This window comes from Pseudovibrio sp. W74, from assembly GCF_001623085.1.
Taxonomy (GTDB): Bacteria; Pseudomonadota; Alphaproteobacteria; order Rhizobiales; family Stappiaceae; genus Pseudovibrio.
Window position 1 is genome coordinate 448,154 of record NZ_LMCJ01000021.1, and the last position, 12,204, is coordinate 460,357.

The 12,204-nt window shown below is 52.4% G+C and carries 12 protein-coding genes; 3 read left to right on the forward strand and 9 right to left on the reverse strand.

Features of this window, described 5'->3' with window-relative positions; all coding sequences use genetic code 11:
• Positions 1–53: 53 nt before the first annotated feature.
• On the forward strand, positions 54–638 hold the full coding sequence (locus PsW74_RS16595) for a TetR/AcrR family transcriptional regulator (protein WP_063287886.1): 585 nt from the start codon (positions 54–56) through the stop codon (positions 636–638).
• Here PsW74_RS16595 and PsW74_RS16600 read toward each other — a convergent pair.
• The 8 genes from PsW74_RS16600 to PsW74_RS16635 form a co-directional block, all read right to left on the reverse strand.
• A complete protein-coding gene (locus PsW74_RS16600; protein ID WP_063287887.1) occupies positions 629–1,075 on the reverse strand; it encodes a PaaI family thioesterase in 447 nt (148 codons plus the stop codon). The two genes, PsW74_RS16595 and PsW74_RS16600, sit on opposite strands and share 10 nt — an antisense overlap.
• Before the next feature lie 77 nt (positions 1,076–1,152).
• Positions 1,153–1,650, reverse strand: coding sequence for an invasion associated locus B family protein (locus PsW74_RS16605; RefSeq protein ID WP_208981765.1), 498 nt, complete (start codon positions 1,648–1,650; stop codon positions 1,153–1,155).
• 18 nt (positions 1,651–1,668) lie between these two features.
• Positions 1,669–2,874 (reverse strand): YadA C-terminal domain-containing protein, encoded by a 1,206-nt coding sequence (locus PsW74_RS16610; protein WP_063287888.1) that lies wholly within the window; start codon positions 2,872–2,874, stop codon positions 1,669–1,671.
• A 559-nt stretch (positions 2,875–3,433) separates the two neighbouring features.
• The gene (locus PsW74_RS16615) at positions 3,434–4,327 is read right to left on the reverse strand and encodes a sugar kinase (protein WP_063287889.1); all 894 of its coding nucleotides are present in this window, start codon (positions 4,325–4,327) and stop codon (positions 3,434–3,436) included.
• A gap of 57 nt (positions 4,328–4,384) precedes the next feature.
• Positions 4,385–5,455, reverse strand: a complete 1,071-nt coding sequence (fbaA, locus tag PsW74_RS16620) for a class II fructose-bisphosphate aldolase (protein WP_063287890.1) — start codon at positions 5,453–5,455, stop codon at positions 4,385–4,387.
• A 586-nt stretch (positions 5,456–6,041) separates the two neighbouring features.
• A complete protein-coding gene (locus PsW74_RS16625) occupies positions 6,042–6,809 on the reverse strand; it encodes a hypothetical protein (protein WP_063287891.1) in 768 nt (255 codons plus the stop codon).
• Between the two features lie 11 nt (positions 6,810–6,820).
• Positions 6,821–7,546 (reverse strand): HupE/UreJ family protein, encoded by a 726-nt coding sequence (locus PsW74_RS16630; RefSeq protein ID WP_063287892.1) that lies wholly within the window; start codon positions 7,544–7,546, stop codon positions 6,821–6,823.
• A gap of 32 nt (positions 7,547–7,578) precedes the next feature.
• The gene (locus PsW74_RS16635; RefSeq protein ID WP_208988016.1) at positions 7,579–7,965 is read right to left on the reverse strand and encodes a hypothetical protein; all 387 of its coding nucleotides are present in this window, start codon (positions 7,963–7,965) and stop codon (positions 7,579–7,581) included.
• Positions 7,966–8,251: 286 nt separating this feature from the next.
• Between PsW74_RS16635 and betC the strand changes: the two genes are divergently transcribed.
• Positions 8,252–9,760 (forward strand): choline-sulfatase, encoded by a 1,509-nt coding sequence (gene betC / locus PsW74_RS16640; protein ID WP_063287893.1) that lies wholly within the window; start codon positions 8,252–8,254, stop codon positions 9,758–9,760.
• Positions 9,761–9,801: 41 nt separating this feature from the next.
• Here betC and PsW74_RS16645 read toward each other — a convergent pair whose 3' ends face one another.
• Positions 9,802–10,998 (reverse strand): MFS transporter, encoded by a 1,197-nt coding sequence (locus PsW74_RS16645; protein WP_063287894.1) that lies wholly within the window; start codon positions 10,996–10,998, stop codon positions 9,802–9,804.
• 214 nt (positions 10,999–11,212) lie between these two features.
• Here PsW74_RS16645 and PsW74_RS16650 point away from each other — a divergent pair, with 214 nt between their 5' ends.
• Positions 11,213–12,121, forward strand: coding sequence for a DMT family transporter (locus PsW74_RS16650; RefSeq protein ID WP_057462075.1), 909 nt, complete (start codon positions 11,213–11,215; stop codon positions 12,119–12,121).
• The last annotated feature ends 83 nt before the right edge of the window (positions 12,122–12,204 follow it).

A 12,204-nucleotide genomic window follows, 5' to 3' on the forward strand; every position in this document is an offset into this window, starting at 1 on the left:
TGTATCATAATAATTATATGTGAGACAAGTGCGTCTCATAAAATGAGGGTGAAATGTTATTGCGTGATAAAAGGGCTGTTAAGTCCCGCAGAGCCCTGATTGAAGTTGGCCTGGCAGAATTGCCAGTGAATCCAATGGCTTCATTAACGGAGATCGCTGAGATTGCCGGGATTGGTCGCGCCACGCTGTATCGACATTTTGCGTCTCGGGAAGCGTTGATTGAGGAGGTCCTGAAGGTCAGCTTTGAGGATATTATTAACGCGCTGACGCCTATGGAGAAAGAAAACCTTCGCGGGAAGCAAGCGATGATGCGGGCTGTTGAGCTGATGCTTCCGCTCGCTGACCGGCTGCGTTTCCTCTCATCCTTCTGGCTGGATGGGGAATGCGTTTTGAGCAAAGATCCACGCTATGCCTTTATGGAAAAAGAGACAATCATTACGGTTGAGCAGGCGAAAGAAGATGGCGACATTCGCAAGGAACTGCCGACGCGGTGGGTGATGAACACCTACGACGCACTGCTTTTTTCTGCCTGGGATATGATTGTGAAAGAAGAGGCGGATATCCGCGACGTCACGGCATTGCTCATGACGACCTTTTTTGATGGCGTCGGACCAAAGCCTCGCGAGTCTCAGGAGTGATCAAGCCGCATCTCGCGTTGTGGTGCGCGTTTGAAAGGGCCAGTGGCTGTTGCGATCAGTTGATCGTTTTCGTCAAACAACTGTGCCTCTGCAAAGAGTGTTGATTTGCCGCCCCCAACGACTTTGCCCTTCGCAACCAACCGCTTGCAGATGGCAGGTGCGATGAAATTGACTGTCAGTGACAGCGTCACAAACGGTTGCTTACCAGTGGGATCCACCGTTGCGCTGCAAGATCCGCCGCAGGCATTGTCCAGCAGCATGGTCACAATTGCCCCATGCACAACCCCACTGCGGTTGGCAAACCTGGCATCAATATCCAACGCACATGTCGCCGTGCCATCCTTAGGGAAAAGCTCCAGCTCATACCCAATAAACCGCTGAAATTCGGTCTCATCACGAATGGATATGGAGTTGTCGGTATTGGATGAGTACGTCACAGCGGCCTTGTTCCTCCCTACAGGTGCAAGGCATATCAGTAACTTACTCCTCCCAAGAAATCTATTTGGCCTTCTGGCTACGGTGTCAGCATTTCCATACGCTTATGGAAGGCGTTCCAGTTGCGGGTGAAGCCGATCAAAGAATAGTTGAGGGCCAACTGTTTTCTGTCGCCTGCCTTGCGGACGAGGATCGACATTTTGTCTCCACGCTTCAGAAAATCCACCACCGTCTGATTTGCTGTAAAGGCAGCTTCGCACCCATCAGGATTGCAGGTGATCAACTTGGCCTGAATGATTGCCGCTTCATCAATGCCGATGTTGATGCCGCTTGGGATGTGAATACCGAGGGGCAGCTTAAGGATGCCCGCGTATGTGGTGGCATTGAGTTTGCGAAACGCGATGTTGTTAAACAAGGTGCCGTTTTGCAGCCGGATCTCGGCGTACATCTGGCATTGTTGCTTGCTGCATTGAACAGACCATTCCTCTTTTGCCTGAGCAGAAGTGGGTGCGAGAACACCCCCGCCATGGAAAACCATGGCGAAGGCTACGAAGAAAAATGAAAGAAGTCGGCTCATGTGCCTCTCCTTGAAAACTTAGAATGAGAAACCGAGACCCGCGCCAGCGGCGACGTTGTCGTCAAAGTCGGTCGCGACGGAGGCGGTGATCGCCATGTTGTCCATTGGCATGAAAGCAGCTTTCATAGAACCAGCAGACTTGCCTTTGAAGTGCCCGAAACCACCGGAAAGTGAGAGGCCGTTGTAACCGCCCTGAATGATCGGCGCGTTGGCAATCGCGATTGCCATGGCAACACCGGACTGCAGCTCATCGACATCCTCTTCCAGCGAAACTATGCGGGAGCTGTTGTCAGAAATAGCTGCGCTGTTGGCAGTAATGCGTTCAGCATTGCTGTTGACTGCTGCCACAACACTGTTGCGAGCTGTGCCGGTAAAGGTGGAGTTTAGATCAGCCAGAGAGCCGACCTTCTCGTTGAGCTTGGTCACAGCCGAAACAACGGTGGTATCCGCCGGGGTTGGTGCCTGCAGATCGCTTGGCAGTGTGCTGATGTCGCCAATCTTAGCATCTACCGCGTTGAAGGATGCCAGAATGCCATTCGCCAGACCTTCGCCGCTTTCCAATGCCTGAGCCGTTGCGCGGCCAGATGCATTGGCGCCATTGGCCGTGGTGAAGGTGCTGTAGTTCTCGTGTGGTAATTGCTCCGCAGCGTAGTTGTCTACCGCAGTATCAAGCGTACCCAGATCTGCCGCCATGTTCGCAGGCAGAGCGCCGCTTGTGAAGTCACCCGCCACTGGATCTGTCGGAGCATCCATAGTGATCTCTTCGCCAGCAGCAGCTTTTGCCTCTACGTGGTCCAGGTAAGCTTTCCACTCGGTTTTGGCTGTTGTGCCATCTTTGAGCGCAGCTTCAATATCGCGGACTTCTTCCAGGGGTGTGCCTGTGTTGTTCTTCAACGGATCTTTAACGCCATCAGAGATTGCCGCTGGAGCTGTTGTCTGCACTGTTCCAAACAGGGTCTCAAAGTCGGAAATAGTTTGGCTGTTGCTGGCAATATCTGCTGCGTTGCCTTTGATCTCACTTGCAAAAATGCGATCAACGTCTGCGCTGTCGGCAATGCCGGTTTGCGATGCCTCATCAAAAGCTGTTGTAGCGTTGTCTGACGAGCCTGTGTAATGAGTCACCACATTGCTGCCATCTGTGGTGATAGTAATTGTGCCTGCGTGTGCCATGCCTGCACTTGCCAGCAAGGCGACCAGAGCACATGAATATTTGAGATGAGTCATAGTATAAACCCTGTTTTAAACAATAGAAACTGAGCTAAATACTGCTGCCGGAAACTGTGTAATTGGCATGCAGAAATTGTTCTGTCGCGTCAGGCGAGCAGTTGTTTGTATGCAATTTGTGTTTGTGTGAAAGAAGCCTGCGATCAGTTGGCTTCATCATGTGCTTACTTATATTCTCTAGAACTCGTGAAGAATATTAGTGAAACTGAGCCCGTAATATTCAAAGTTATTAAAAGTCGGGAATGAGAAGCCAGAGATATCTTGGTTTTCACTAGTGTGATCCTGCAGAAGATATCTGCAGACTGGGGCTTTCCGCTTTTTCTAATCCGCCTGAATCAAGGGGGTATAGCTGACAATAACTAAGGGAAGCTGGTCCGGATCTTTGGCGCTACATATGAAAAAGACAAAATAAAAACCCCGCCTCATAAAGAGACGGGGCTTTTTGAGTGTGCGAGCGCCACATGAACATGTGCCCGTGTGGGGCCTATTATTGTTATTGTTCGTTCTTATTGTTTTTATTTGGCTCTAAATGGCTTCACCCATGGCAAAGCCGCTTAGATTAGTCGCTCGCAGGAAAGTTTTTCTGCACGTTGTCCAGATCGAGGACGGTTGGCAGAGAGGCCTCGTTGCCGAGGAACTGAATGGCGTGTGCGGAAGCCGCACGAGCCAGTTTGAAATGGTCTTCCCAGGTTCCCTGAGGGTCTGCCAGGTAGCCGTAAACATAGGCGCCGTGGAAGGTATCACCCGCACCGTTGGTGTCGATGACGCGTTCTTTTGGCACTTTCAGAGCTGGCAAACGCTTGATCGGGCACTTGTCTTCGTACCACAGCAGGCCTTTTTCGCCCTGAGTGACACCACCGACCTTCACGCCTTTGGCACGCAGGTATTCCAGTGTGTCTTCCGGGGATTTTTCCAGCTGCTCACAGAACAGCTCAGAAACGATCGCTACATCAATGTAGTCGAGCAGCTCCTCGGTGTTCTCACGAACGGCACCGCCATCCAGTGATGTCAGAATACCGTGCTTGCGGCACATCTTTGCGTAATGCAGAGCAGCGTGTGGGATGTGACCGTCTACATGTAGCGCCTGACAACCAGCGAGGTTGAGTTCAGGAACCGGATGCAAGAAGTCGTTGTCACGGCAACGCACGATGGCACGCTTGCCATCCTTTGGCATGATGAAGGAGAGGGAACTTTCCTTCACTTTAGCGCCGTGGATCGGAATGGAATACTTGGCCGCCATGTCGCGGAACATGCGAGACAGCCAGTCATCTGCCATGGAGCACAGCAGGTCAGGTGAGATGCCCAGTTTTGCGCAGACGAAAGCCGCGGTGACGGCGTTGCCGCCAAAGCTGACAGCGTAATCCTGCGCAATTGCCTTCTCATCACCTTCCGGCATGGTCTCTGACAAAAAGGTCACGTCAATATAGGACTGGCCAATAAATAGCGCTTTCATCCTGTACTCCATTAAAGTCCAGGCCACACCCCCAACGTGTGGCCTGTGAGGTCATTCTTACTGCGCCAGGGATTTACCAGTGCTGCGAAGGTCTTCAAAGGCTTCTGTCAAACGAGTGACGATTCCTTTTTCACCTTCACGCAGCAACTTGCGCGGATCGTAGACCTTCTTATAAGGGACACCGGTCTCTGGGTCGATCTGGTGTTTGAACGCATTTGGCGTTTCGAACACATAAGCGCCCGCCTGCTCGGAGAATGCGAACTGGGTGTCGGTGTCGATGTTCATTTTGAACACGCCGTAGCCCAGGCTTTCTGCGATTTTTGCTTTTTCAGAGCCGGAACCACCGTGGAACACGAGTGGCAGTGGGTTTTCACCCAGACCGTGGGTTTCGCGAACCAGTTTCTGGCTTTCACGAAGAATCTCAGGGCGCAGCTTCACGTTGCCTGGCTTGTACACGCCGTGCACGTTGCCGAAGGATGCTGCCACAGAGAAGTGGCCCAGTGGGTCGAGGCGGTTGTACGCTTCCAGCACGTCTTCTGGCTGGGTGTACAGTTTCGGGTTATCAGATCCGATGTCATCGTCGGAACCAACGCCATCTTCTTCACCACCGGTGCAGCCGAGTTCAATCTCAAGGCTCATCTGCAGTGGAGCCATGCGCTTCAGCAGGCGTTCACTTTCAGACAGGTTGTCTTCCAGAGTTTCCTCAGAAAGGTCCAGCATGTGAGACGTGAAGAGTGGACGACCATTTGCACGGAAGTAGTCTTCACCGTGCGAGATAAGAGCTTCCAGCCAAGGCACCAGCTTACGGTTTGCGTGGTCTGTGTGGAGCACAACGCAAACACCGTAGTGTTTTGCCAGCAGGTGCACGTGTTGGGCTGCGGAAACCGCGCCAAGAACACGGGCCTGGAAGCTATCCGGCATGGCTGCTCCAGCATAGAACTGTGCGCCGCCGTTTGAGAGCTGTACGATTACGTCGGATTTGTTGGCTGCTGCAGCTTCGAGCACTGCGTTGATTGAGTTGGAGCCAACTACGTTTACTGCTGGAAGAGCGTACTGCCCTTCGCGTGCTGCCTGAATGAGGGTTTTGTATTCTTCGCCAAAAATGACGCCTGGACGCAGCTTCGTCACCTTAAAGGTCTCCCGATCGCATGTTGAGTGAGTAAAAAGCGAAGCCCGGGAGGAGGGAATGCTGTCTATAACAGCAGGGAACGGACTTCGCTTTTACTCATGTGGTTCGGTTGTTACGCACCAGCTAAAAGGGGGTATAGCTGGCAGTAAGGCCCCGAATTAGGCTTGCCGAGGGTGGCGGCAAACCTTGCAGGTGAAAAACTTTTCACCGGGTGCAAAAAGATTTGAAGGGAAAGTGCATCGAAACGCGTTGGAATGAAATAAGTAGGAATACGTAGTTGATGCAATCGCACGAAAGCGTGATTTGACCACGTTATAACGATTTAAAATTCCCTCAAATGACAAATCACAAACTAACTGAGGGGAACGTGCGGGTTAGTTGCAATATTATTTGTACCAAAGCGCTTTGGCGAGACATATATCAGTATTACCTCGAGTAATAGGTATTGAACCCCATGACAGATTGTCGCCGAATATTGTGCGCTTAAGGGGAAAACCCGGGTGATTTTTCGGTTTTGCAGGCATTTTGCCGGGACACTACAGAAAAACCACCCGAATTGACGATTAGGTCAACTTGATGAGTCGCTTACTTTACTCGTTTAAACGACTCGTATTCTCCGCGTGTTTGCAGTGATAAAGTAACAGGGCTGTTAGTTCTGTTACGCCAGAACCAACCATGGTTGCCATCAAATGCTGCCGTGATCTGTCCTTCATCCTGCGGCACGCCGCGCCCTTTCACATAGGAGATGGAGCGACCACCCCCGTCTCCATGTGTGTCAAAGTTCAATGTGCCTCCGTTTGCCGTCCAGCGAAACGCTGCACTCTTGCCGGCCTTCATCACCAGCTTCACCTCAACACCCTGACCGGGATCAAGTTGAATGGTGGTCTGATCGCTTTTGATGGCAGGTGTCGGGGCAATTGGTTGAGCGGCGGGTACTGCAGCAACAGTTTTCGCTGGTGCAACAGCCTTTGTGTCAACTCGGCGGGACGTGGCAGTCACACGCTCGCGTAACTGCTGTTTCAGCATCACCTCAGCCAGCTTGCGTTCAATCTCGTCAACGCGGTTGGTCAGTTCCGGTGAAGTGGTTGCCGCTGGCTGAGTGAAGGCTGTCGGTGCAGAAGCCGCAGTTGCAGCTGCATCGGTTGCACTTTCCTCTGCCAGCTGGGTTTTAATCTCACCCATCTCTGTCAGGCCCAGAACGCGGCCCATGCCGGTGGCATCTACTCCATATTCAGAGGGCAGGATAACCACGATGAGGAGGACCAGAGCAGACAGAGCCGCAATGATAGTAGAGCGTTTCAGTTGTGCGGAAGACGGCAGCTCAGAGCGCTTTGGTGGAGTTGTATTGTGCATGGGGCCTCACATTAGAAAGATAGGATGAGGCCCGTGAGCTGGTATCCTACCAGCGCAAAGCCTGCTGTCATCATGGTGGTGTTCATAGAATAGGCGTAGCGCCAGAAGGTCTGCGTGCGCCGCCAGTAGCCCATAACAATGAGAATGCCGCTCAAGGCCAACAGTTGGCCAAGTTCGACACCCACGTTGAAGGCGAGAAGGTTTGGCACCAGCCCATCCGGTGAGATCTCGTATTCGAGGATCTTGGTGGACAGGCCAAAGCCATGAAAGAACCCGAAGACCAGTGTGGTGAGGCGGGTGTTAGGCTGATACTTAAACCAGACCCGGAAGGCGCCCATATTATCAAGCGCTTTATAGACCACTGAGAAGCCAATGATGGCGTCAATGATGTAGGCGTTGATGCCAATGTTGAAGTAGACCCCAAGCAGCATCGTGGTGGAGTGGCCGATCGCGAACAGGCTCACATAAACGCCGATGTCTTTGGTCTTGTAGAGGAAGAACACGATCCCAAGCAGGAACAGGATGTGATCATACCCCGTGACCATGTGTTTGGCCCCCAAATACATGAAGGGGATGATGTTGATCCCGGAGATCTCTTGAATATAGCCCTTGTCACCGGTCGCGATGCCATGGGCTGCCGCAGGCAACGTGAGTGCCAGCAGCAGGAAGCAGGAAAGCAGCAGCAAACGCGCGGGCGTCCACCGCTCAGCGCCTGCGCGCTGAAGAGGAAATGTCATGGAAAATCCATCTGTAGTTTATAGGATTGGTGCTACAGAAGGAATGGTCGGGGAGGGCGCTCCAGCCTTGAAGCGAGGTCATATCGCAAGCTTTTGACGGGCTGCGCCACGTGCTCGCCAACCTCAGCAGAAATCACAGGACGCGTGAAATGTGCTTCAGCTGGTGCTTCATGAGAATGATCAGCAGAATTATGTCCGTGCAGATGTCCGGAGATTTGCAGGTCATCTTCAAACACGTCGTGGCTGTGGCCTGCTTCCTGATCATGCGTGTCCGCAACCACATGCTGCTGATAGGTGGTTTGCGCGAGAGCACCCAGATCATGCGAAGGCGTTGGCCGGCCCATGACAGAAAACACGAGCATCAGAGTGATGCACGTGAGCAGGGCAGATCTCAGCAATGTCACAACACGAAACGGCATGCAGTTGTCGGTCAACTCTCAAACATGGAATACGCTGAATAGTCAGAGGACTATGGCAATACCATGGACCTTGGCAGAGAAAAAGACAGGAAAGTTGAGTGCCTTGGAAAACCCCTGTTGTCGCTGCAGCTTACCAACGTTTCCCGTATTCATCGCCTGACTGACGTTGTATGCATAGGGGGTATTACTGACTCGCGTTTCAGTTCTTGCGCTTGGCGATGATGCCTGAGTGCAGGTGATTGAGCGTGCAGGTCACTCCTTCTCACCAAATTTCAGCCGGTACCCAATGAGCAAACCAAACATTCTGATATTTATGGTCGATCAGTTGAACGGCACTCTGTTTCCTGATGGTCCGGCTGATTGGCTGCATGCGCCGAACCTTAAGAAGCTGGCGGAGCGTTCGACCCGTTTTAAGAATGCCTATACGGCGTCTCCGCTGTGTGCGCCGGGACGGGCCTCGTTTATGTCAGGTCAGTTGCCAAGTGCGACTGGTGTTTATGATAATGCGGCAGAGTTTGCATCCTCCTTGCCGACGTATGCGCATCACCTGCGCCGGGCAGGGTATCAGACCTGTTTGTCGGGCAAGATGCACTTTGTTGGCCCCGATCAGCTTCATGGATTTGAAGAGCGGTTGACCACAGATGTTTATCCGCCTGACTTTGGTTGGACGCCGGACTACCGCAAGCCAGGTGAGCGGATTGACTGGTGGTATCACAACATGGGGTCTGTGACCGGATCTGGCACCGCCGAGATCACCAATCAGCTGGAATATGATGATGAGGTCGCCTACAACGCCACGCGTAAGGTCTACGATCTGGCGCGGGGCAATGATGAGCGGCCATGGTGCCTGACGGTGTCATTCACTCATCCGCATGACCCTTATGTGGCGCGGAAGAAATATTGGGATCTCTATGAGGATTGTGAGCATCTTCTGCCAGAGGTTCCTGCAATGCCTTACGAGGAGCACGATGCGCATTCAAAGCGTATCTTTGATGCCAATGACTGGCGTTCCTTTGATATCAAAGAGGAAGACATCCGCCGGTCCCGCCGCGCTTATTTTGCGAATATCTCGTATATCGACGATAAAATCGGTGAGGTGATGACTGCGCTGGAGAGCACGCGGCAAGAGGCGATCATCCTGTTTGTCTCAGACCATGGCGATATGCTGGGTGAGCGCGGTTTGTGGTTCAAAATGTCGTTCTTTGAAGGCTCCGCACGCGTGCCCTTGATGGTTTCTGCTCCACAGATGGAACCCGGTTTGGTGACGACACCCGTAAGCAACATTGATGTTTGCCCGACGCTGTGTGACTTGGCGGGCATCAGCATGGCAGAGGTGATGCCGTGGACCACCGGAGAAACGCTGGTTGGACTGGGGCAGGGCGAGACCCGCACCTCACCTGTTGCGATGGAATATGCGGCGGAAGCGTCTTATGCACCTATGGTGTCACTGCGCGAGGGCCGTTGGAAGTTCAACAAATGCCTGTTGGATGAAGATCAGTTGTTTGATCTGGAAGCAGACCCACATGAGCTTCATAATCTGGCTCAAGACCCTGAACATCAAAGTGTCGCAGACGAGTTTCGCACAAAAGCTGCTGCACGTTGGGACCTGGACCGTTTTGATGCAGACGTTCGTGCCAGTCAGGCGCGTCGATGGGTCGTTTATGAAGCGCTTCGTCAGGGCGGACATTACCCTTGGGATTACCAGCCCCTGCAAAAAGCCTCCGAACGCTACATGCGCAACCACATGGATCTGAATATTTTAGAAGAAAGCCAGCGCTTCCCTAGAGGCGAATAGTTTTGGTTGGAGGGGTTGATTGAGGTCCCACAGAAACGACCTCAATTGACTTCAATAGTTTCGCTGAGCTCCAGCTTTTGCGTAGAAGCAAGTACAGCATGTATTTGCAGCAAGAGAAGCCCGAAGCAACTGATGGCGAAGACGAACCAATAGTAGTTTGAGGCTGGGAACCCCACGATGAGCAGGGAGAGCAGGAAACCGAAGAGGGTTCGCTGGACGTAGGTCAGGGAGCTGATGACAGAGAGGTAGCTGCCAAAGATATCCTTTTCAACCTTGCTCATAATGTAGGTGTTGAAGGCAACACGCTCAGCTGATCCCATTGCGCCAAGGATTCCTGCACCGATCACAATGGTTGGAAGAGTTGGGAACAGGCTGATTGTGAGCAGCGTAAGACTGAAGACCGTTAGGCAAATGCGCATGATCCTTATGGCGGACCCTGTTGAAACGAACCGGCTGATGAGAAAGCCGGAGAGGGCTGCTCCTAAGCCATAGGAAATAGAGAGTTTTGCAAGGGCGGACACATCCAGTTTGAGTACGCCGCTCAGATAGATGGGATGCACTAGGTTGAGCATCATAACAGCCACGAATGTAATGTTGCCGCAGACTCCCAGCAGCACCAAATCCTTCCGTTTGAAGATACTGCGGAAGACGGTCCGCGAAACGCGTGCACGGGCCGGTCTTGCTTGCTGTGTGTATGGAATGAAGCAAAACAGTAGGGCGGAAAGCAGCATCAGGCCGCTGTTCAGCTGCAACAGGAACTGGAAGTCGTCGCTGTTCACGGAGTAGATCATCAACAGACCCACCACAAAGGTGGAGGCCTGCATTTCCACCTGCATCCAACCATTAACTTTTCCGCGCTCACCTTCCGCAAACACTTCCTGAATGAACGCTGTCAGGGCGTTGTAAAAAAACAGAAAGAAGACCTGTGAGGCGAAGTAGAACGTGCTTAAACTGGCGATTTTAAGAAATGAGTTGCCATAGGCGACGGATGCAATCTGTAAGACACCTGCCATTATCGCGATGCAAATCATCAGGGTTGAGCGACGTGAGAACCTGTCCACCACTCTGCCGGAGACTGGTGCGAGAAAGATCAGCAAAGCAGTGGCATAGGTTGCTGTAAAGGCGAGGACTTTCTCACCGCCAAGAGACTTTGACAGTTCCCAGGGGACGATGGTCAGCGCGATCCCCATGGCAATTGATGCAATAAAATTTGCGAACACCAAAACAGACAGTTTCATCCCGTTTCCCCCTTGCAGTTCAATGGAGCATATTTAGAAAGAAAAAACTATCTTTATTTAATTAGGCAGGTATCACGCCGCTATTATCACTCGAATAACTGTTCTATATTTCTCAAGAGTTGGTGAGTTCGCAGACTGTTCAGCCTCAAGAAACCTATGGAGCATATAGGGCTTTGTCCGTATGCTGGATGTGTTGGATTGAGGATAAATCAAAATGGAACTCTGGATTCCAATCACCATTGCAGCGGCGTTTAGCCAGAATTTGCGTTCGGCACTGCAAAAGCACCTAAAAGGCAAAATTGGAACCACAGGAGCCACGTTTATTCGTTTCGGCTTTGGCTTCCCTATTGCGGTGTTTTACCTTGCTGTGATCCTCAAGCTAACAGGAGAATCCGTTCCCGATGTGGGAACAACATTCTACTGGGCTGCTGCGTTTGGCGGTTTGGCGCAGATAATTGCCACCTTCCTGCTCGTACACCTGTTCTCTTACCGCAATTTTGCTGTCGGTACGGCCTATTCCAAAACTGAGCCGGTTCAGGCGGCACTCTTTGGCTTTATCCTGCTGGGAGAGCAACTGACACCGCTTGGCATGGGCGCGATTGCGCTGGGGATCATCGGGGTGTTGTTCATCAGCTTTGGGAAGCAACGTCCAACAGGGGCTATGGTGCTGTCCACTCTGGTTGGGAAACCAGCGTTGATTGGTCTGGCATCGGCAGCCTTCTTTGGGGCATCCGCCGCGTTCTACCGCACAGCTTCGCTTTCCGTTGAGGCTGACTCCTTCTTGCTGCAGGCGGCGTTTACGCTGGTGTGTGTGACAGCGTTTCAAACCGTTGTCATGGGCAGCTGGATGACCGTGACCTGTCCTGCAGAGTTACGCGCAGCAATCCGGAACTGGCGTTTGTCCGGTCTGGTTGGGCTTGCGGGTATTGCCGGGTCCATCGGTTGGTTTACAGCAATGACATTGCAGCAAGTGGCGTATGTGCGTGCACTGGCTCAGATTGAGCTGGTGTTTACGCTGGCTGCATCATGGATGTTCTTCCGCGAGAAGATTACGCCGATTGAGCTGGCAGGGTGCGTGCTTGTTGCCCTCGGTGGGGTAGGCATCGTCATGGCTGCCAGCTAGAGCACGTCGCGTTCATTAGCATTCACGCATCGTGCTCTAACATCTTTGGCGGAGCGAATTCTTCTCGTTTGATTGAATCCAAT